The organism is Agromyces sp. MMS24-K17 (genome assembly GCF_043950245.1).
Lineage (GTDB): Bacteria > Actinomycetota > Actinomycetes > Actinomycetales > Microbacteriaceae > Agromyces.
In genome coordinates this window covers 1,055,830-1,075,629 of record NZ_CP171640.1, presented here as the reverse complement: position 1 = coordinate 1,075,629, position 19,800 = coordinate 1,055,830, and the positions used below count along the sequence as shown (strand labels likewise).

The 19,800-nt window shown below is 72.4% G+C and carries 16 protein-coding genes; 5 read left to right on the top strand and 11 right to left on the bottom strand.

The window, feature by feature from the left end; genetic code table 11:
• Positions 1 to 13 precede the first annotated feature (13 nt).
• Complete coding sequence (locus ACGGZK_RS04825; RefSeq protein ID WP_395245125.1) at positions 14 to 1,345, bottom strand: MFS transporter; 1,332 nt, start codon at positions 1,343 to 1,345, stop codon at positions 14 to 16.
• Positions 1,346 to 1,463: 118 nt separating this feature from the next.
• Here ACGGZK_RS04825 and ACGGZK_RS04820 point away from each other — a divergent pair, with 118 nt between their 5' ends.
• Both ACGGZK_RS04820 and ACGGZK_RS04815 read left to right on the top strand, forming a co-directional pair.
• Positions 1,464 to 1,970 carry a MarR family winged helix-turn-helix transcriptional regulator gene (locus ACGGZK_RS04820; protein WP_395245124.1) on the top strand — a complete coding sequence of 169 codons (507 nt, stop codon included), beginning with the start codon at positions 1,464 to 1,466 and terminating at the stop codon, positions 1,968 to 1,970.
• 150 nt (positions 1,971 to 2,120) lie between these two features.
• The gene (locus ACGGZK_RS04815; protein ID WP_395245123.1) at positions 2,121 to 2,864 is read left to right on the top strand and encodes a DUF2510 domain-containing protein; all 744 of its coding nucleotides are present in this window, start codon (positions 2,121 to 2,123) and stop codon (positions 2,862 to 2,864) included.
• Positions 2,865 to 2,894: 30 nt separating this feature from the next.
• On the opposite strand, the gene ACGGZK_RS04810 is transcribed toward ACGGZK_RS04815, so the two are convergent.
• From ACGGZK_RS04810 to ACGGZK_RS04800, 3 genes are all read right to left on the bottom strand, one after another.
• Positions 2,895 to 3,944, bottom strand: coding sequence for a zinc-dependent alcohol dehydrogenase family protein (locus ACGGZK_RS04810; protein ID WP_395245122.1), 1,050 nt, complete (start codon positions 3,942 to 3,944; stop codon positions 2,895 to 2,897).
• Positions 3,945 to 4,066: 122 nt separating this feature from the next.
• A complete protein-coding gene (locus tag ACGGZK_RS04805) occupies positions 4,067 to 4,534 on the bottom strand; it encodes an aromatic ring-opening dioxygenase LigA (RefSeq protein ID WP_395245121.1) in 468 nt (155 codons plus the stop codon).
• Between the two features lie 87 nt (positions 4,535 to 4,621).
• On the bottom strand, positions 4,622 to 7,927 hold the full coding sequence (locus ACGGZK_RS04800; RefSeq protein ID WP_395245120.1) for a M36 family metallopeptidase: 3,306 nt from the start codon (positions 7,925 to 7,927) through the stop codon (positions 4,622 to 4,624).
• Positions 7,928 to 8,122: 195 nt separating this feature from the next.
• On the opposite strand from ACGGZK_RS04800, the gene ACGGZK_RS04795 reads away from it, so the two are divergent.
• On the top strand, positions 8,123 to 9,388 hold the full coding sequence (locus tag ACGGZK_RS04795) for an MFS transporter (RefSeq protein WP_395245119.1): 1,266 nt from the start codon (positions 8,123 to 8,125) through the stop codon (positions 9,386 to 9,388).
• Between the two features lie 34 nt (positions 9,389 to 9,422).
• Here the strand turns inward: ACGGZK_RS04795 and ACGGZK_RS04790 are convergent, their stop codons facing one another.
• The 6 genes from ACGGZK_RS04790 to ACGGZK_RS04765 all read right to left on the bottom strand — a co-directional run bounded on the left by ACGGZK_RS04790 (position 9,423) and on the right by ACGGZK_RS04765 (position 15,181).
• Positions 9,423 to 10,661: an FAD-dependent oxidoreductase gene (locus ACGGZK_RS04790; protein WP_395245118.1), complete on the bottom strand. Its 1,239-nt coding sequence runs from the start codon at positions 10,659 to 10,661 to the stop codon at positions 9,423 to 9,425.
• On the bottom strand, positions 10,658 to 11,389 hold the full coding sequence (locus ACGGZK_RS04785) for a methyltransferase domain-containing protein (protein ID WP_395245117.1): 732 nt from the start codon (positions 11,387 to 11,389) through the stop codon (positions 10,658 to 10,660). Before ACGGZK_RS04785 ends, ACGGZK_RS04790 begins: the two co-directional genes overlap by 4 nt.
• A 16-nt stretch (positions 11,390 to 11,405) precedes the next feature.
• On the bottom strand, positions 11,406 to 12,548 hold the full coding sequence (locus ACGGZK_RS04780) for a type III polyketide synthase (RefSeq protein ID WP_395245116.1): 1,143 nt from the start codon (positions 12,546 to 12,548) through the stop codon (positions 11,406 to 11,408).
• A 75-nt stretch (positions 12,549 to 12,623) separates the two neighbouring features.
• Positions 12,624 to 14,177 carry a carboxylesterase/lipase family protein gene (locus ACGGZK_RS04775; RefSeq protein WP_395245115.1) on the bottom strand — a complete coding sequence of 518 codons (1,554 nt, stop codon included), beginning with the start codon at positions 14,175 to 14,177 and terminating at the stop codon, positions 12,624 to 12,626.
• Positions 14,178 to 14,217: 40 nt separating this feature from the next.
• Positions 14,218 to 14,676 carry a MarR family winged helix-turn-helix transcriptional regulator gene (locus ACGGZK_RS04770; protein ID WP_395245114.1) on the bottom strand — a complete coding sequence of 153 codons (459 nt, stop codon included), beginning with the start codon at positions 14,674 to 14,676 and terminating at the stop codon, positions 14,218 to 14,220.
• Positions 14,677 to 14,710: 34 nt separating this feature from the next.
• Complete coding sequence (locus ACGGZK_RS04765; RefSeq protein WP_395245113.1) at positions 14,711 to 15,181, bottom strand: nuclear transport factor 2 family protein; 471 nt, start codon at positions 15,179 to 15,181, stop codon at positions 14,711 to 14,713.
• A 471-nt stretch (positions 15,182 to 15,652) separates the two neighbouring features.
• Here ACGGZK_RS04765 and ACGGZK_RS04760 point away from each other — a divergent pair, with 471 nt between their 5' ends.
• Positions 15,653 to 16,813, top strand: coding sequence for a Fic family protein (locus ACGGZK_RS04760; RefSeq protein ID WP_395245112.1), 1,161 nt, complete (start codon positions 15,653 to 15,655; stop codon positions 16,811 to 16,813).
• Positions 16,814 to 16,870: 57 nt separating this feature from the next.
• Here the strand turns inward: ACGGZK_RS04760 and ACGGZK_RS04755 are convergent, their stop codons facing one another.
• A complete protein-coding gene (locus tag ACGGZK_RS04755) occupies positions 16,871 to 19,120 on the bottom strand; it encodes an ATP-dependent Clp protease ATP-binding subunit (RefSeq protein ID WP_395246039.1) in 2,250 nt (749 codons plus the stop codon).
• A 190-nt stretch (positions 19,121 to 19,310) separates the two neighbouring features.
• On the opposite strand from ACGGZK_RS04755, the gene ACGGZK_RS04750 reads away from it, so the two are divergent.
• The gene (locus tag ACGGZK_RS04750) at positions 19,311 to 19,751 is read left to right on the top strand and encodes a nitroreductase family deazaflavin-dependent oxidoreductase (protein ID WP_395245111.1); all 441 of its coding nucleotides are present in this window, start codon (positions 19,311 to 19,313) and stop codon (positions 19,749 to 19,751) included.
• The last annotated feature ends 49 nt before the right edge of the window (positions 19,752 to 19,800 follow it).

Genomic DNA, 19,800 nt, shown 5'->3' with positions numbered 1-19,800 from the left:
TCGTCTCCGCTGGTCAGGCGTCGGTGAGCCGCCCGAGCGCGATCGGCTCGGTCGGCGGGGAGTCGCGGCGCTCGGCGGCGTCGGCGGACGGCGCCTCGACGGCCGTCGCGCGGTCCGTCGCGCCCGCACGCGCTCGCCGCCCCCGGGCCGCGAGCGCGCGGTGCACGCGCCAGGCCGCGAACACGGCCACGAGGCTCACGCCGAGGTGGAGTCCCAGGAACACGCCCGTCAGCCCCGCGCCGAGCAGCACGCCCGCCACGAGCGGGCCCGCCGCCGAGAACGCCGTCTGCAGCGCCGAGATGGTACCGAGCGTGCCGCCGACCCGCCCGGCGGGAGCCAGGGAGGCGACGAGCGGGTTCAGCACCGGGCTGTAGATCGTCTCGCCGACGGCGAAGACGCCGTAGGCGGTGACGAACACGGCCGACGCGATCACGGGGTCGACGACCTGCGCGGCCGACAGGCCGAGCCAGGCGATCACCCAGATGGCTCCCACGGCCATGAGCAGCACCGGCGCGCTGCGCTTGGCGGTGAGCCGCACCATCACGACCTGCAGCGCGACGATCACGATGCAGTTGACGGCGGCGGCCGTGCCGATGGCGGCGGGGTCGACGCCGAGCACGGTGATGCCGTAGGCCGGGAGGCCCGACTCGAACTGGGCGTAGAAGCCGAGCGCGAGCGCGATCGTCACGATGGCCGACCAGCGCAGCGCGGGATCGGCGACGATCGCGCGCACCGCGCCGCGGCCGGCTCCGTCGCGCGGGTCGTCGCCCGCGCGGCCGAACTCGCTCGGCACCGGGGCGCCGCGACCGGCCAGGGCGATGATCGCCGACGAGAGCACGAACCCCGCCGCGGCCATGGCGAAGCCGACCGTGAGCCCGTCGGGCCGGTCGAGGTCGACGAGGTGCCCGGCGAGGAAGGCGCCGGCGGCCATGCCGAGCGACTCGCCGGTGAACTTGTAGGCGAAGACGCGCCGGCGGTCCTCGCTCGACGACCACTGGAGGGCGAGCACCTGCTTCGCCGGCGACGCCCCCGAGAGCCCGAGGCCGAACACGAGCATGCCGGCGAGGAAGGTGACGGGGTCGTTCGCGAGGATCAGCGAGGCGGCACCGGCGGCCGCGACGAGCTGCGCGACGACGGCGACCTTCACGGGGTCGTACCGGTCGCTGAGCCGGCCGGCCAGCGGCGCGGCGGCGAGCGCGCCGACGGAGAAGAGCGACGACGCGGCGGCCGCGACGAGCGCGCCCCACTCCCGCGTCTCGGCGGCGTACGCGTACTGGAACGGCAGGATGCCGCCCCAGCCGAGCATGCCGATGGCGGACGCGAGCACGAGCAGCTTCGCGCGCATGACGGATCCCCCTCCCGAGGTGACGGATGCCCCGACCCGCGCCGACCGTCAGGTTTCGAAGCTGAACTATTCGATATCGAAATATTAGCAACCGAACTCCGCGTGGGAGAATTCCCGCATGGCCAAGCGAACCCCGACCGCGCCCGAGCTGCACCGCCGCGCGGTCGCCGCGTACGTCGCCGCCGGCGGCGAGGAGTCGGTGCAGCGCGTCATCACCGCGGTGCAGAGCCTGTCGCGCAAGCTCGACCAGTGGTACGCCCGGCAGCTCGCCGACCTCGACCTCAGCGCCGGCGAGTGGGCCGTGGTCGCGTCGCTCGCGAAGTCCGGCGAACCGCTCACGCCGAGCCAGCTCGCCGACCAGACGAACGTCGCGCCATCGTCGATGACGCACCGGCTCGACAAGCTCGCCGACCGCGACCTCGTGCAGCGCGCCCCCGATCCCGGCAACCGCACCCGGATCCTCGTCACCCTCACCGATGGCGGCTGGGAGCTGTTCAGCCTCGCGATCCGCGGCTCCGAGGTCGTCGAGTCCGACGTGCTCCGCGACCTCGACGACGCCGAGCGCGGCGAGCTCGCCCGGCTGCTCGAGGTCGTCATCGCCCGGCTCGACGACGTCGAGGCCTGACGCCCCGGCGCCTGACGGCGGGCGGGGCATCCGCGTCGCCTGCCGCGACCCGGACCCGGCACCCGAAGTGGGCTGCCCCCGGCGGTGCATCCGTCAGTACGATGAGCCGACCCGCACAGCCCCACGACGCCCGACCGACCGAGGAGCCCCATGACCGAGCCCGCCGACACACAGATCGCCCCCGGGTGGTACGCCGATCCGAGCGGCTCGGGCGGGCAGCGCTGGTGGGACGGCATCGGCTGGACCCACCACGTCGCGCCCGCGGCGACCGCGCAGCCGGCGTACGCGGCCCAGCCCGCCTCTGCGGCCCAGCCCGCCTCCGTGGAGCAACCGGCATACCAGGGCCAGTCCGCGTACCCGGTGCAGGTCGGCGCCGCCGCGCCCTACGACCCGGCCACCTTCGGCGTGGCGCAGCCGTCCCGCGTGCCCGACGGCACGCCCGTCGACACCGGCTGGAGCTGGACGATCGCGCTGCTCCCGCTCCTGTCGACCCTGCTGCTCCCGTTCATCGACTACGACGCCGTCTTCGCGGCGGCGCTGGCGCCGTCGTCGCCCGCGGAATCGCTCGGCTACGTCGCCGACCCCTTCTACACGCTCCAGACGCTGATCACCTGGCCGCTGTACGGCCTCGCCGTCTGGTTCGGCTACCTCGACTCCCGCCGCCTCGAGCAGCTCGGCTACGGCCGCCGGTTCCACTGGGCGTGGGGGTTCCTCAGCTCGCTCGTCTACCTGATCGGGCGGTCGGTGGTCATCCGGAAGCAGGCGGGTCGAGGCGCCGCGACCATGTGGGTGGCGATCGCGGTGACGGTGATCAACGTGGTCGCCGCCATCTGGATGTTCGTCGCCGCGTTCAACGCGGCGTTCGCCGCCGCGCTGCCCACCAGCCTGAGCTGACGCCGGCCGCGGCTGCGGCCGCGACGGCGGCTACGGCCGCAGCAGCACCTTCACCGCGCGCCGCTCGTCCATCGCGGCGTACGCCTCGGCGGCCTCGCGGAGCGGCAGCTCGAGGTCGAACACCCGGCCCGGCTCGATCGCACCCGACCGCACGTCCGGCAGCAGCTCCTCGATGTAGCCGCGCACCGGTGCGACGCCCCCGTGCACGCCGACGTTCGTGTTGAACATGCGGCGGATCGGCAGCTCCGGGCCGCCGTTCGGCACGCCCACGAACCCGACGCGGCCGCCGGGGCGCGCCGAGCGGAGCGCCTGGTCCATCGACTCCTTCGTGCCGACGCACTCGAGCACGTGGTCGGCGCCGATGCCGCCGGTCAGTTCCTGCACGGCCAGCACGCCCTCGTCACCGCGCGAGGCGACGATGTGCGTGGCGCCGAAGTCGCGGGCGAGCTCCTGCCGGTCGCGGTGCCGCGACATCGCGATGATCGTGGTCGCGCCGAGCCGACGGGCGGCGATGATGCCGCACAGCCCGACGGCGCCGTCGCCGACCACTGCGACCGACGACCCCGGGCGCACGCCGGCGGACACCGCGGCGTGATGGCCGGTGCCCATCACGTCGGCGAGCGTCAGCAGGCCGGGCACCTCGTGGTCCTCCACCGGCCCCGGCACGACGACGAGGGTGCCGTCGGCGAGCGGCACGCGCACCTGCTCGCCCTGGCCGCCGTCGGCGAAGCCGCCGGCGCGATCGTCGCCGCCCCACCAGCTGCCGTGCAGGCACGACGTCGAGACGCCATTGCGGCAGTTCACGCACGTGTTGTCGCACACGTAGAACGGCGCGATCACGAAGTCGCCGACCTTCACGAGGGCGACCTCGTCGCCGACCGCCTCGACGACGCCGACGAACTCGTGGCCGATGCGGTGCGGTCGCTCGGTGGGCTGCACGCCCCGGTACGGCCAGAGGTCGGAGCCGCACACGCAGGCGGCGACGACGCGCACGATCGCGTCGCGGCCGCTCGAGAGCACGGGGTCGGCGACCTCTTCGACGCGGATGTCACGGGCGGCGTGGATGACGGTGGCGAGCATGGGACCGAGCCTAGGGGGATGCCCCGCCCGAGGCATCCCCCGACTCGGCGCAAGTTCGCGTGCACCGGGACGCACTCGGGGCCCGGTCCGAGCGGACCGGGCCCCGAGTGGCGCCGAGGGCGCTACGCCTCCTTCGGCAACGGTGGCACGAGGATGCGCAATGCCCACCCGAACAGGATGAACAGCACGCCCACGCCGGCGGCGAACAACGCGACGCCGTAGGCGACCACCGAGGTGTACAGCGACGACCGCAGGAACGAGGCGTTCATCACGGTCTCGCGCACCGGGTCGTCCTGGTCGAGTTCGGCGTAGGTCTTCCCGCCGCTCGCCTCCATCGCGTGCTTGTTGATGATGTCGGCCTGGATGTAGGCCGTGATCGGGCCGCCGACCTGCTGCCCCTGCAACGCGATCGCGTCGTCGGGGATCGTGATGTTCTCGGCGCGGAGCTGGGTCGTCACGGCGATCCAGGCGACGATCGCCACCACGATCAGCAGGATGCCGCCGATCAGTCCGGCCAGTCCCGCCAGCCGTACCGATTTCACCCGCCCGCTGCTCAGCACAGCGGTGCCCGTCTCGAATTGCTCGGTCATATCGCCACCCCTCCCCGGTGCCTGATACCCCGAACCTTAGCGATGACCGGGGCTTCGGCGGAAGAGGCGCGCATGCGCATCGCCGCCTCACCCGCTCGTCGTGACGAGCCCGGCGAGCTTGCCCTTCGCCTGCCGCACGTCCTGCGGGGTCGACGCCGGGTTCGTGCGCACGTCCTCGAGCGCGAGCATCGCCGTACCCCAGGTCGTCCACACGCCGTCCACCTTCACCGGGGTGGCCAGGCCCACCGAGCCGTTCGCGAAGTTCAGCCATGCGGCCAGCAGGAACTGGTCGAACTGCGCGTTCGCGTCGTTGTTCGGCGGCGAGTGGAAGATCGCCACGGCGTCGTCGCGGTCGAGCGGCGTGTCGAAGACCGTCGAGAAGAACACCGCGATGTCGAGGTAGCACTCGAGCTCGGCCTCGGTGAAGTCGGCGTTCTTCTTCTCGCGGACCTGGTTCAGCCACCAGCCGTGCTGCTTCGACTTCGTGCCGTCGCCGACGACCACGATCGCCGCCTCGTCGGTCGCGGAACCGCCGTCGTCGTCGGCCGCGGTCGCCACGAAGTCGTAGAGGCAGGCGTCGGCGTACACGTGGTCGGCCGAGAAGCCCACCGCGCGCGGCTGCACCGTCGGCGACTTCAGCGGGTCGGGGACGGGCGGGTTCACGAGCGACACCTCGGTGTCGGTCGTGCCGTCGTCCCAGTCCCACGTGAGCTCGAGGTCGTCGCTGCCGGGATCGGTCGCGTCGAGCGGGATCGTCACGCTGCCGCCGGCGTCGAGCACGAAGGCCTCGACCCCGTCGTACGCCTGCGTGCCCGACGTGTCGATCGTGATCGACGGGTCGATGTTCGCCACATCCACGTCGACCGTCGCACACGTCGACGTGTCGTCGTCGAGGCCGCAGACCTCGACCTCGAACAGGCCGTCGTCGCCGAAGTCGTAGGTCGTCTCGAACGCGAGCGTCGCGTCGGGGCGCACCTGCTCCTCGGCGCCGGCGAGCGGCTGCGGGCCCGCGCCGTCGTCGAAGTCGATCGTCGCCGACAGGTCCTCGAGCCAGCCCGGGTCCGACACGACGCCGCGGATCGTCGCGGTGCGCGCCGCCTCGTCGAGCGCCGGCACCGGGTCGATCGTCACCGTCGGCGCGACGTTCGCGACCTCTACCGTGGCGGTGTCGGTCGAGACGTTGCCGTACAGGTCGGTGACCCGCAGCCCGATCGGGTAGGAGCCGTCCTGCCCGACCCGGTCGAACGACGGGGCGAACCCGAACGCGTCGTCGTACTGCCCGTCCGCGTCGAGGTCCCACTCCCACGCGGAGATCGCGCCCGCGCTCGGGTCGCTGCCCGCGCTCGAGCCCGACCCGTCGAGCGGGGCATCCGTGCCCTCGATCGTCGCGTACGGACCGCCGGCGTCGGCCGTCGGCGCGCACCCGGCCGGCAGGGTCGTGTCGTCGACCTGGGCGGCGTGCCCGTTCGTGCCCGCCGCCACGGCGTTCGCGCCGAGGCCGCGCTGGGCGAACGCCGACCAGATCGCGCACACGTGCGAGCCGCCGTTCGTCGCCACGTCGGCGGCGATGAGGCCGTTGCGGGCGTCGACGAACGTCGGCTTCGCGCCGACGTCGGTGGCCTTCATGCCGTCGATGACGAGCTGCTCGGCCGCCTGGAGCCCGATGAACGCGCGGACGGCGTAGACCATGGTCGCCCAGATCGTGCCGTTGCCGTGCGGGCTGCCGTCGCCGGCGGGGTCGTACGGGTTGTAGTCGGAGTAGACGAGCGGCGACGTGTCGTACGCGACCGAGCGGATGCCGGTCGTCGTGTTGCCCGTGACGTACTCGCCGACCATCGTGTCGTCCCACTTCAGGAAGGAGAGCACGTCGCTCCAGCCCTCGCCGAGCGCGCCCGTCTGGTCGTCGCCGTAGTCGAAGCTGCCGCCGCCGACGAGTCGCGTCGAGACGCCGTGGCCGAACTCGTGCGCGATGACGTCGCCGTCCATCGAGCCGTCGCGGTAGGGCCGGTTCGGCGGCGACCACATGTACATCTGCATGCGCGGGCTCGACCCGTCGCCGGGCGTGCCGAAGTTCGCGTTGTTCATGCAGCGCACCGGGTTCGAGTCGTCGTCCTCGCAGCCGAAGTCCCAGCCGTCCTGCGCCTCGGCGAGCACCGGGTCGCCGTCGCTGCCCCCGTTGCCGAAGTTGTCGACCTGGAAGTTGCGCCACGCCTCGGTGAAGCCGAGCTCGTACGTGTAGTCGTGCATCACGTTCGTGTAGTAGAAGAGCTGCGTGATGATCGCGTCGAGGTCGGCGTCGAGGCTCGCGTCGGCGCCGTCGGCGTTCGTGCGCCAGGCGTCGGTGAACGCGTAGTCGAACACCTGGTAGCCGGGGTCGCCCGAGGCGGGCGTGACCGGCTGGTACTCGTTGTTCGCGTCGTCGTCGTCGAGGTCGCGGTAGGCGTCCACGTTGTTGCCGCTCGTGGTGTCGTCGGCCACCCAGGTGCCGTTGATGCCCGAGAACGGATGCAGTTCGCGGCTCGCGCCGGAGGCATCCGGATGCTCCTCGTCGAAGACGTCGCCCTCGGGCCCGAGGTGCGCGTACCGGCTCGACTCGTCGAGCACCTCGCCCGTGGCCGCGTCGACGATCGACTCGACCCAGACCTGGCCCGACAGCTCGACGTCGGTGACCCACGCCAGCGTGAGCGCCCGGCCGTGGTCGGTCGGGAACCAGCGCTGCTCGGCCTTCAGCGGCGTCGGGTTCGCGAGGCCCGCGTCGGCGAGCGTGTTCGGCACCTCGACGGCCTCGGCCTCGGTCGTCTGCGCCTCGCGCGGCACCTCGGCCGCGACGACGGGCGCATCGGATGCCTCGCTCGCGGCCTCGGCGATGGCCTCGGCGGCCGTGACGTCGGGCTCCGCCGGCGCGGCACGCGCGGCGTCGCCCGGGACATCCGCCGCCGTGCCGCCGACGTGCACGAGCCGGCCGTCTTCGGCGACGCTCGCGGTGAACACCGCCTGGTGCACCGGCAGCCCCTGGACCTGCTGGCGCAGGATGACGTAGGTGACGCCGCTCGGGTCGGTGATGGGCGCATCGGGCACGAGCGAGGCGAGGCCGCCGCCGCCCAGGCCGAACGCATCGGCGTGCGCGCCGAGGTAGCCGAGCACGATGTCGAGCGGTGCCGCGGCGCTCGGGCCGGTGAGTGCGCCCACCGGGTTCAGCACGGAGAGCACGTCGCCGACCTCGTCGGTGCGCACGAGCAGGCCGTCGTCGAACCCGAGGGCGGCTGCGGAGGCGCCCCCCGGCGGCGGCGCCGCCCCGGGGCTCGCGCCGGGCGCGGCGACGGCGGCGAGCGGCTGGCTGAGCACGAGGGCGAACGCGCCGAGGACGGCGACGATGCCGATGGGACGGGCCACGATGACCTCCCGGGGCAGGCTGAACGGTCCTGCGTGCGTTCCCCCGGACGCACGCAGGCCGACTCGACGAGCCGGGCGAGACCTTACTCGGGGGGCCACCGCGCGGGCTCGCGGCTGCGGACGACTGGCCTCCCCCAGAACGGGGGCCGAACGCCCGGTTCGCGGGATGTCGGCGGCGTCCGGCAGGATGCGGTGGTGACCAGCGGCATCCGAGGATTCTGGGGCGCCCTCCCGACCGAGGGCCGGTGGCTGCTGTCCACGGTCGCCATCCAGACCCTCGGCCGCGGGCTCACGCTGCCCTTCACGATCATCTACCTGCACGAGGTGCGCGGCTTCGACCTCGGGCTGTCGGGCGCCCTGATGAGCCTGATCGCGATCACCGGGCTCGTGATCACCGGCCCCGGCGGCACGCTCATCGACCGGTTCGGCGCGCGGCCCGTGCTGCTCGTCGGCCTCACCTCGATGATCGCCGGGTGCACGCTGCTCGCATTCGCGACCGAGCCCGCCGCGGCCGCGGTCGCCCTCGTGCTCATCGGCGTGAACTTCGGCGTGTCGTGGCCCGGCTTCAACGCCCTCATCGCGACCGTCGTGCAGGGCGACCTGCGCCAGCAGTACTTCGGCGTGAACTTCGCGCTCATCAACCTCGGCATCGGGGTCGGCGGCATCATCGGCGGCTTCTACGTCGACGTCGACGCGCCCGAGACCTTCACGACGATCTTCCTCGTCGACGCGGCCAGCAGCCTGATCCCGATGGCGCTGCTGCTCGGGCCGCTGCGCCGGGTGCGCACCCACGGCGACCCGGCGGCCGACGACGCCGACGCGGCACCCGTCGCCGGCTACCGCGAGATCCTCCGCATGCCCGCCGTGCGGTGGCTGACGCTGCTCACCTTCATCTCGGTGTTCATCGGCTACGGGCAGATGGAGGCCGGGTTCCCCGCCTTCGCCCGCGGCACGGCCGAGGTGTCGACGCAGGTCGTCGGGTTCGCGTTCGCCGTGAACACCGCCGTGATCGTGCTGCTGCAGTTCACCGTGCTGAAGCTGATCAGCGGCCGCCGGCGCACGCGCGCGATGCAGGTGATGGCCGGCGTCTGGGCGCTCTCGTGGATCGTGCTCGGCGCGACGGGACTCGTGCCCGACACGCTCGCCGCCGCGATCGGGGTGCTCGCGTTCATGGGCGTCTTCGCGTTCGGCGAGACGCTCCTGCAACCGACCGTGCCCGCGGTCTACAACGACCTCGCGACCGACCGCAATCGCGGCCGGTTCAACGCGATCAACTCCGGGGCGTTCCAGGGCGGCGCGATCACCGGCCCGATCGCGGCCGGCGTGCTCCTCGACCAGGGCCTCGACGGCTGGTACATCGCCGTCATGGTGCTCGGCTGCGTCGGCATCGGCGTGCTCGCGGCCGCGCTCGAGCGCCGCATCCCGGCCGAGGCGAACGGGGTCGTCCCGGCCGACGCGTGAGCGCCGGCCCGGCAGTCCGCGCCGCGCGTCGCGCTCACAGGCCGCGCATGGTGAACGCCGACGCCAGCAGCCGCCGCACCGGCGGGACGCCGAGCACCCGCACGAGCGCATTGCGGGCTCGCAGCCGCGCACCCGACGCTGCGCCGCCCATGGTCATGTTGAACCACGCCTGCCGGATGGCCCGCCCGGCGGCGCGGCGGCGCACGCGGGCGTAGCCGCCGAACGGGTCCGGCCCCGCGTCGGCCGCCCTCGCGTCGTCGGCAGCGAGCACCCGGGCGAGTACGCGGTCGAGCTCCAGCGCATCGAGCCAGCCGAGGTTCATGCCCTGGCCGCCGATCGGGCTGACCTCGTGCGCGGCGTCGCCGACGAGGGCGATCCGCCCGGCGGCGAAGCGGTCGGCGAGGTGCTGCTGGGCGGTGAACGTGCTGGGCTCGGCGGCCCCGGCGAGGTCGACGGATGCCCCGGTGCGCGCCGCCACGATGGTCGCGAGGCCGTGCGCGGTGAGGGGAACGGCCGGGCGGCGGCGGAGCCAGGCGACCCATCGGCGGCGTCCGCCCGGGAGCGGGAACGACTCGACCACTCCCGCGGGCTCGAAGTAGAGGAGCGCCGTCGCGGGCGCGGCCATCGTGTCGTCCGCGTCGCCCATGACGTACTCGGCCCGCCCGGGCCGGGCGGCCCAGCCGATGCCGGCGGCCTCGCGCACCCGGCTGCGCACGCCGTCGGCGCCCACGACGTAGCGGGCGACGACTCGGGATCCGCTCCCGGCACGGTCCTCGGCGCGGTCGGCGGCGCGATCCGCCGCGAGCTCCACCTCGACGACCGGGCCGCGCTCGCGCACCCCGACGACCTCGGCATCGCGGTGCAGCGCCCCGGGTGCGAGCCGCGCGAGTCGTGCCTCGAGCAGCGCCTCCGTCTCGCGCTGCGGCAGGGAGCGCACGGGCTCGCCCGTGAAGGCGAGCCGCCCGAGGACCCGTCCGCGGCAGGCCACGACGCCGTCGCGGATCGGCACGGCGAGGCGCCGCACCTCGGCCCCGACTCCGGCCGCGTCGAGGGCGGCGAGCCCGGGCGGGTGGATGCCGATCGCGCGGGTGCGCCCGGCCGGGGCATCCCGACGCTCGAGCACCACGACGTCGACGCCGCGACGCGCGAGGAGGCAGGCGAGCAGCAGCCCGACCGCGCCGCCGCCCACCACGGCCACGTCGTGCACGCGGTCGGGGTCGGGTGCCGCGCGGGCGTCTCGCGCAGGCGCCGCATCCCGCGACCCCCGCGTCATGCCGGCGCCCGCCAGACCACCTCGAGCCGCGACGGGAAGCCGCGGCGCACGGCCCACCCGGCGGGCAGCACCGGGGCGAGCTCGCGCGCGGTGTGGCTGCGGCGGATCGAGGTGAGCCCGTCGGGGCGGATGTAGCAGCCGCGCAGGAGGTTCCGCCGGAACGGCCAGGTTCCGGCCGCGAACCCGGCGTACCCCCAGCGCGAGCGCTCGATGTCGCCGTGCACCACCACCCCGCCCGGTCGCGCGAGCCGCTCCGAGTCGGCGAGCAGGGCGCCGAGCTCGCGCCCGTCGAGGTGGTGGAGCACGTGGTTCGAGACGACGACGTCGAACCGCTCCCCGCGTTCCGCGAGTTCCCGGGTGGTCGCCTGCTCGAACCGTACGCCGGGCACCGGCGGCCGGCGCCGGGCGAACGAGATGGCGCGTTCGTCGGGGTCGATGCCGACGACCTCGACATCGAACCCGTCGGCCGCGGCCCAGCGCGCGAGGCGTTCGGGCAGGTCGCCGCCGCCCGTGCCGACGTCGAGCACCCGCAGCCCGCGCGACCCGAGTCGCCGTCGCGGCCGGATCCAGTGCCGGTACGACGTGCGCTGCCCGGAGACGAAGGCGTTCACGAGGCCGAACCGCGCGTACGTGCGGGCGAGCATCGCCGGGTCGCAGCCGGGGTCGTCCATCAGTTCGCGGGCGTCGGCGTCGCGCACGGCGAGCGACCCGAGGCGCGGGCCCCGCACCGCGGCCGCTCCCACGTCAGCCCCGGACCGTGAGCAGCGCCGTCTCCACCGTGAGCCCCGGCCCGAACGCCATCGCGGCGACCCGTTCGCCGTCGCCCGACGACGCCTGGTCGAGGATGTGCCGCAGCACGAACAGCACCGTCGCGCTCGACATGTTGCCGAAGTCGCGCAGCGTCGCCCGGGCGGGCACGAGCTGCTCCTCGGTCAGCACGAGGCGGGACTCGACCTTGTCGAGGATGCTCCGCCCGCCGGGATGGATCGCCCAGTGCTCGATCGCCTCGCTCGAGGCATCCGTCCGCAGCGCCTCGGCGAGCGCGTCGTCGTGCGCGAACAGCGGCTCCATCGCCCCCGTGATGTGCTGGTCGATGATCGCGGGCACCGCGTTCGACAGCACCATCTCGAAGCCGTGGTCGCCGATCTTCCACGCCATGTCGCCCTCGCCGACCGGAGTGATGCGCGTCGCGAACCGGTCGAGGTCGAACGCCCGCTCTCCGGGCTCGAGCGGACGCGCGGTGACGATCCCGGCGCCGGCGCCGTCGGAGAACAGCGACGACGCGACGATCGTGTCGGGGTCGTTCGATGCGCGCAGGTGCAGGGTGCACAGCTCGGCGCTGACGACGAGCACGACCGCGTCCGGCGTCGCCTCGCACAGCTGCTTCGCGAGCCGGAGCGCGGGGATCGAGGCGTAGCACCCCATGAACCCGAGGTGGTAGCGCTCCACGTCGGGCGGCAGCCCGAGGTCGCGGGCGAGCACGTAGTCGGGGCCGGGGGCGTAGAACCCGGTGCACGAGACCGTGATCACGTGCGTCACGTCGGCGGGCCCGATGCCGGGCGTCGCGGCGAGCGCGGCGCGCGCCGCGTCGAGGTAGAGCGTCGTCGCGTGCTCCACGTAGAGCTCGTTGCGCGCCTTCGTGCCGGGGAGCAGCAGCTCGCCGCTCCGGATGTCGAAGAACACCGGTTCATCGGGGTGCGCCTCGCGGCTCAGCTCGATGAGCACGGTGTGGCGGGTGTCGATGCCCGAGACGTTGAAGGACGTCGCGACGATGCGTTGCGCGAGCCGGGTGAGCCCCGGTTGCGCCGCGAACACGTCGCGCACTTCCTCCTGCACGAGCACGGTGGGCGGGACGACGGTGGCGAGCCCCCTCAGCGCAACGGCCATGCCCCATCGTCGCGCGCGCGGGGATGCCGTGCAAGGGCCGGGCGGAGGGTTGACAGGCAAGGCACAGCCGGCGCCTCACACGTGCGGCACGAACTCCTGCCACGCGAGCCGCTTCTCGCCGCGCGGGTCGGCCTCGACGCGGTCGACCCGGTCGAACACGAGCGTGCGCCGCTCGACCTCGTCGTACCGCGGCCAGCCCTCGAGCGGCGCCCCGGTCGCGGCGAACGCCGTCCAGTGCGCCTGCATCCGGCGCCCGACCTCGCGGTACATCCGCCGGCCGCCGAGTACGGTGAGCCCGCTGCCGGTCACGGTGTCGAACTTCTCGAACAGCGCGAACAGGTCGAGCCCGTGCGTGGCATCCAGCCCGACGAGTCGCGCCGTCGGGGGCGCCGCGTCGAACCGGTAGAAGTAGACCGGGGCGTAGCGCGACTGCCGCTCCCCGACCTTCACGCTCGGGAACCAGAACGTGAAGTCGCCTGCGAAGTCGGCCGCGGGCCTCGGCTCGGGCAGCCCCGGGTACTGCCGCTTGATCGCCTTGCGCGCCTTCTTACGCGTGTTCGCGAAGATCGCCCGGATCCGCGGCTTCGTCGTGGGCAGGATCCCGATGCGCCCCTGGAACAGCGACCCCTCCCGGTCGTTCGTGCCGATGACGAGCGGCACGCGGTGCGCCCGCCCGTCGCGGAAGGCGTCGAGCGGGCGCTCGGGCAGGAAGTCGCCGTCGATGACGGGCGCGAGGCTGATCGTGCCGGGCCGCTCGTCGGGCGTGCGCACCGACAGCATGGTGGTCGCCGCGGCGAGGACGGTCGCCGGCGCCGTCCGCAGCATCACGGCCGCGTCGTCGGGCGCCTCGCTCTCGACGTCGTCGTCGTCGACCAGGCGGGCGAGCACGCCCACGTACTCCTCCGCCCACCGGGCGGCGACATCGGTCGCGTAGACCGCGTTCGCCGGCGAGCTCTGCGCGATCGCCCGGTGGAAGAGCCCTTCGGCCGCCGGCACGGCGAGCAGCGTCGTGACGGCGTTCGCGCCCGACGATTCGCCGAACAGCGTGACGTTGTCGGGGTCGCCGCCGAAGGCGGCGACGTTCCGCCGCACCCAGTCGAGCGCGAGCACCTGGTCGCGGAGGCCGAGGTTGCCCTCGATCGGATGCCCCGCCGTCGCGTACGCCCGGAAGTCGAGCCAGCCGAGCGCGCCGAGCCGGTAGTTGAGGCTCACGTAGACGATGCCGTGACGGCGCACGAGCAGCTCGCCCTGCCGCGGGTACTCGCCCGACGACCCGACGCTGTACGCGCCGCCGTGGATGTAGACCATGACCGGGCGGCCGCGCACGGGCTCGTCGGGGGCGGTCACGTTGAGGCTGAGGCAGTCCTCGCTGCGTCGCAGCCTCGGGTGCGCGCCGATGAACTGCCCTCGCCGGTTCTGCGGCGCGACCGGCCCGAAGTCGATCGCGTCGCGCACCACGTCCCAGCCGGGCGCCGGGCGCGGCGCCCGGAAGCGCCCCGGCCCGCCGGTGTCGGCGCCGTACGGGATGCCCCGCCACATCCGGAGCCCCCGGCGATGGGCCCCGCGCACGGGGCCGCCGTCGGTCTCGACGATCAGGCCGTCGGTGCGGACGCCACCCCCCACGAGCATGCGGGGAGCCTACCCGCCGACCGTGAACAACCGCACCGGGTCAGTCGTCGGGGGTGGGCGCCGAATCGCCGAGCAGGAGCACGAGGAGTCGTGCGAGCTCCGCTCGCTCGGCGTCGTCGAGCGGCGCCAGCAGGGTCTGCTGCGCGCCGTCGATCGCCCGGTCGAGCTCGCCGAGGGCCTCCTCGCCGAGGGGGGTGATCGCCACGGCGTTGCGTCGCAGGTCGCGCGGGTCGGGGGTGCGGACGATGAGGGCGGATGCCTCGAGGTCGCCGAGCACCGTGTGCAGGTCGCTGCGATCGATGCCGAGCCGCCTCCCGAGCTCGGCCTGGCTCACCGAGCCCTGTTCGGCGAGGGCGTGCAGCACCGAGAAGTGCTGCCGGCGCATGCCGTGCGCGGCGAGCGCCGCGCCGACGATTCCCGCGCCGACGCCCGCCGCCCTGCTGAGCAACCAGGACGGCAGCTCCGCGAGACGGCGGGGCGGGACGGGTTGCTGGTTCACGGCACCAGCCTAGGTCGCGGGCGGGCGGCGCCGATCAGGCGGCCGCGGTCCGCCACACCGGGGTGACTCGCAGGTCGGCGATCCGCCAGCCGGCGTCGGTCTCGCGCGCGCCGAGCCGGTAGATCGCACCGAGCGCGAGCACGGGCACGCCGTCGGCGTGCGCGAAGTGCGCGATGAGGTTGGCCCGGATGCTCGCGGTCCGGGGAGCCCCCTCGACGGCCGGGTCGGGCTGGACGAGCACGTTCGTCATGACGTGGTGCAGCCGTTCGAAGCCGACGTGGTTGCGCGTCGCCTGGTTGATGACGGCGTCGCGCCCCTCGGCGGTTCCGCCGGGCGTCGTCGCGGTCGCGTCGTCGGTGAAGAGCTCGCGCAGCGCCTCGAACCGGTGCTCGTCGAGCGAGGCCCCGAGGTGCGAGACCAGGTCGGTGAGCTGCGCGCGCTCCGCGGGCGTGAGGGTGCGCGCGTCGGAGGTGGTGCGGTCGACGGCGATCTCGGTGGTGGTCATGTCGGTCCCTTCTTGATTTCGTTGGCACATCCAACGTTGGTATTACCAACGTTGGTGTGGCCAACGATATCGGAAACGCGCCGGAGCGCAAGGCCCGAGTTCGAACCGAGACGCGCCGCCGGTCGCTACTCGACGACCTCCGCGTCGACCACGTCGTCGTCCGGTGCATCCGGTTCGCCCGAGGCATCCACCCCGCCCGACGCACCCGACGCACGCGACTCCCGCACCGGGTCGCCGCGCGCAACGGTGAGGGCCGCTCCCGCAGCAACGTGGGTGAAGCGTGGGCCTTCGACATGAACGGGTCGACCTTCGCCCCGATCTGAAGATCTCCGCCCGAGGAATGACAAGTATCGGCGGGACGGCTCACAAATAATCGGAATGATCAGCGCATTGTAGATGCTTGTAAACACTGGGTACAATGACCAAATTGTGCAAATAATGCGCGGGTCGCACACAAGAAATCGAGGGGTCGTGAACAAGAAGTACGAACTTCCACCAGTCGATTTCGGCTCTGACCTCGTCCGGTACGCGTTCGAAGTCGAACGCCTCCGTGGTGACCTCGGGAATGGAACGACGCCAGCGCGGACGCTCACCGAACTCCACGCGCTCTTCCGCCTCGTGATGAGCGTCGTTTCCGCGCGCATCGAGGGAAATCGCACGACGGTATACGACGCGCTGTCCGAGTTGCCCCCACTCGGATCAGCCGCCCCCGTGGAGTCGGACGCGCTCCGCGAGATCACGAACATCCTCGACGGCATCGACTTCATCGATGCGACCGACCCGACCACGCCGCTGAGTCATATATTCGTCCGAGAGCTCCATCGCATCACCGTCGATGGGCTTCGACGCGAAGGCGACTCGACTCCGGGTGAGTACCGGCGACGGGACGTATCAATCGCCCAGTCAGCACACACGCCACCGTCGCACGTCTACGTCCATGCCGAGATGTCCGAGCTCCTGGACTTCGTGAACCGTGACATGCCAACGCACCAGCAGATGATCCACGCCGCGATCGCCCACCATCGGTTCGTCTGGATTCACCCATTCGGAAACGGCAACGGCCGGGTCTCGCGTCTGTTCACCTACGCGATGCTCCGACGCAATGGATTCGATTCGATCCCGGGATATCGGGCCGTGAATCCAACCGCGGTGTTCGGCAACGATCGGGACGGCTACTATTCGGCGCTCGAGGCCGCCGACGACCTCTCCCCCACCGGGACGATCGGATGGTGCGAGTTCTTCGTCCATGGCCTTCGTGACGACCTTGCGCGGTTGATCCAGATGCAGGACTTCACGTTCCTCACGGAGCGGCTGATCGACCCCGCCGTCGATCGCCTCATCGCGAGCGGGGGAGCGACGGCAGCCGAGGGTTCGGCGTTGAAACTCGCCGCGCGGTCCGGGGTCGTCAAGGCCGGCGATCTCGAACCGGCATTCTCGGGTAGCCCGTCACAACGTTCTCTGGCAATCCGATCGATGCTCGAACGCGGCCTCCTCGTCCGAGATGAGAGCGGCCCTCGCTTCTACCGCGTCTCGCTGGCGCGCGCACCGCTCGGACCTTACGTCATCCGGCAACTCGACGAACTCGGCCACCTTCCGCGTATCCTTCGCGATGATCGACGCTCGCGCGATTGACCGACTCCGTCTCCGGCCAGCGCGCACGCCCGCTTCGCACGCCTCGATGAGCTCCGCCTACTCGACGACCTCCGCGTCGACCACGTCGTCGTCCGGTGCATCCGGTTCGCCCGAGGCATCCGCCCCGCCCGTCGCACCCGACGCGCCGGGCTCCTGCACCGGCTCGCCGCGCGAGACCGTGAGGGCCGTGCCGTCGGCCGCGAGGCCGACGACGACCGCGTCGCCGTCGCGCACCTCGCCCGAGAGCAGGGCGCGCGCGAGCCGGTCGTCGATCTCCTTCTGCATGAGCCGGCGCAGCGGACGCGCGCCGTACAGCGGGTCGTAGCCGCGCTCGGCGAGCCAGGCCCGCGCATCGGGCGTGACCCCGAGCTCGAGCCGGCGCTCGTGCAGGCGCGCGCCCAGCCGATCGATGTAGAGGTTCACGATCTCGGCGAGCTCCTGCTCGCTGAGCGCCGAGAACACGACGATGTCGTCGAGGCGGTTCACGAACTCGGGCTTGAAGGCCTGGCGCACCGTCTGCTGCACGGCCTGCTCCTTCTCGTCCCACGACAGCGTCGGGTCGATCAGGTACTGCGACCCGAGGTTCGAGGTGAGGATGAGGATCGTGTTGCGGAAGTCGACCGTGCGGCCCTGCCCGTCGGTGAGGCGACCGTCGTCGAGCACCTGCAGCAGCACGTCGAACACCTCGGGGTGGGCCTTCTCGACCTCGTCGAAGAGGATCACCGAGTACGGGCGCCGCCGCACGGCCTCGGTGAGCTGCCCGCCCTGGTCGTAGCCCACGTACCCGGGAGGCGCGCCGACGAGCCGCGAGACGGAGAACTTCTCGCCGTACTCGCTCATGTCGATGCGCACCATGGCGTGCTCGTCGTCGAAGAGGAACTCGGCGAGCGCCTTCGCCAGCTCGGTCTTGCCGACACCGGTCGGCCCGAGGAACAGGAACGAGCCGGTGGGCCGGTTCGGGTCGCTGAGACCGGCGCGCGAGCGCCGCACCGCGTCGGCGACGGCCGCGACCGCGGGCCGCTGGCCGATGAGGCGTCGCGCGAGCTCCGATTCGAGGTGCAACAGCTTCTCCATCTCGCCCTGCATGAGGCGGCCGACGGGGATGCCCGTCCACGCGGAGATGACGGCGGCGATGTCCTCCTCGGTGACGAGCTCGTTCACCATGCGCGGCTCGTCGGGCGCGGCCTCGGCCTGCTCGGCGGCGACGATGTCGCGCTGGAGCTGGGCGATGGTCTCGTACTCGAGCTTCGAGGCGCGCGCGTAGTCGCCGGCGCGCAGCGCCAGGTCGCGCTCGGTGATGGTCTCGTCGAGCCGCTTCTTCAGCTCGCCGACCCGGTTCAGGCCCATCCGCTCGCGGTCCCACCGCTGCTGGAGTCCGATGAGGTCGCGCTCCTTCACGACGAGGTTCTCGCGGAGCTTCGCGAGCCGCTCCTTCGAGGCGTCGTCCTTCTCCTTCTTGAGGGCGAGTTCCTCGAGCTTCATCCGGTCGACCTCGCGCTTGAGCTGGTCGATCTCGACGGGGCTCGAGTCGATCTCCATCTTGAGCCGGCTCATGGCCTCGTCGACGAGGTCGATCGCCTTGTCGGGCAGCTGGCGGGCCGAGATGTAGCGGTTCGACAGGCTCGCAGCGGCGACCAGCGCGGCATCGGAGATGGTGACGCCGTGATGGGCCTCGTAGCGGCCCTTCAGCCCGCGGAGGATCGCGATCGTGTCCTCGACGCTCGGCTCGCCGACGTAGACCTGCTGGAAGCGCCGCTCGAGGGCGGCGTCCTTCTCGATGTACTCGCGGTACTCGTTCAAGGTGGTCGCGCCGATGAGGTGCAGCTCGCCGCGCGCCAGCATCGGCTTCAGCATGTTGGATGCCGCGACCGAGCCCTCGCCGCCGCCGGCGCCCATGAGCAGGTGCAGCTCGTCGACGAAGGTGATGATCTCGCCCTCGGACTCGTCGATCTCCTTGAGCACGCTCTTCAGGCGCTCCTCGAACTGGCCGCGGTACATGGCGCCCGCGACGAGCGCGGAGATGTCGAGCGAGACGAGCCGCTTGCCCTTCAGGCTCTCGGCGACGTCGCCGGCGACGATGCGCTGCGCGAGCCCCTCGACGACGGCGGTCTTGCCGACGCCGGGCTCGCCGATGAGCACGGGGTTGTTCTTGGTGCGGCGCGTGAGCACCTGGCTGACCCGGCGGATCTCCGAGTCGCGGCCGATCACCGGGTCGAGCTTGCCCGCCTTCGCGAGTGCGGTGAGGTCGACGCCGAACTGTTCGAGCGCCGACTTCTGCTCCTCCTGCGAGCTCGGCGCGCCCTGCATGTTGGCCACAGGCAATCCTTTCGTTCAAACTTGAGCCTACTCGACTCAACTTCAGGATTCGCGTGGATATTCCCCCACGGGGTTCACGGTAGACGGATGCCCCGGGCCTGTCACCCCCGGTCGGGAATGCCCCGACGCGCGCGATGCGTTGGGTTGAGGAGACCTTGGAATCGATCACGGGAGGAGCGCCATGCCGCTGCAGGGAGAGTACGCACCGAGCACCGCCGACTGGGCGCGCAAGCAGGCCGAGCAGTTCGAGGCCACCGAGGGCGCCGAGGCGAACCTGCTGCGAGGACGCCCCATCATCGTGCTGACCACGCTCGGCGCGAAGAGCGGGAAGCTCCGCAAGACCGCGCTCATGCGCGTCGAGCACGACGGCGAGTACGCCGTCGTCGCCTCGAAGGGCGGTGCCGCCGACCACCCGAAGTGGTACTGGAACCTCGTCGCGAACCCGCACGTCGAACTGCAGGACGGCGCCGAGAAGCACGACTACGTCGCGCGCGAGCTCGCCGGCGAGGAGCGCGAGGCCTGGTGGCGCCGCGCGAACGAGACCTGGCCCGACTACGACGGCTACCAGGTGAAGACCGACCGGCTGATCCCGGTGTTCCTGCTCACGCGCGCCGAGGCGTAGGCGCTCCGGGCGGCATGCGGAGGGGGAGCGGGCGACGCCCGCTCCCCCT

Bases quoted from the DNA above. Each gene is read 5' to 3' on its own strand.
- ACGGZK_RS04825 (WP_395245125.1), bottom strand. From the start codon at position 1,345: ATGCGCGCGAAGCTGCTCGTGCTCGCGTCCGCCATCGGCATGCTCGGC.
- ACGGZK_RS04820 (WP_395245124.1), top strand. From the start codon at position 1,464: ATGGCCAAGCGAACCCCGACCGCGCCCGAGCTGCACCGCCGCGCGGTC.
- ACGGZK_RS04815 (WP_395245123.1), top strand. From the start codon at position 2,121: ATGACCGAGCCCGCCGACACACAGATCGCCCCCGGGTGGTACGCCGAT.
- ACGGZK_RS04810 (WP_395245122.1), bottom strand. From the start codon at position 3,944: ATGCTCGCCACCGTCATCCACGCCGCCCGTGACATCCGCGTCGAAGAG.
- ACGGZK_RS04805 (WP_395245121.1), bottom strand. From the start codon at position 4,534: ATGACCGAGCAATTCGAGACGGGCACCGCTGTGCTGAGCAGCGGGCGG.
- ACGGZK_RS04790 (WP_395245118.1), bottom strand. From the start codon at position 10,661: ATGACGCGGGGGTCGCGGGATGCGGCGCCTGCGCGAGACGCCCGCGCG.
- ACGGZK_RS04780 (WP_395245116.1), bottom strand. From the start codon at position 12,548: ATGGCCGTTGCGCTGAGGGGGCTCGCCACCGTCGTCCCGCCCACCGTG.
- ACGGZK_RS04775 (WP_395245115.1), bottom strand. From the start codon at position 14,177: ATGCTCGTGGGGGGTGGCGTCCGCACCGACGGCCTGATCGTCGAGACC.
- ACGGZK_RS04765 (WP_395245113.1), bottom strand. From the start codon at position 15,181: ATGACCACCACCGAGATCGCCGTCGACCGCACCACCTCCGACGCGCGC.
- ACGGZK_RS04755 (WP_395246039.1), bottom strand. From the start codon at position 19,120: ATGCAGGGCGCGCCGAGCTCGCAGGAGGAGCAGAAGTCGGCGCTCGAA.
- ACGGZK_RS04750 (WP_395245111.1), top strand. From the start codon at position 19,311: ATGCCGCTGCAGGGAGAGTACGCACCGAGCACCGCCGACTGGGCGCGC.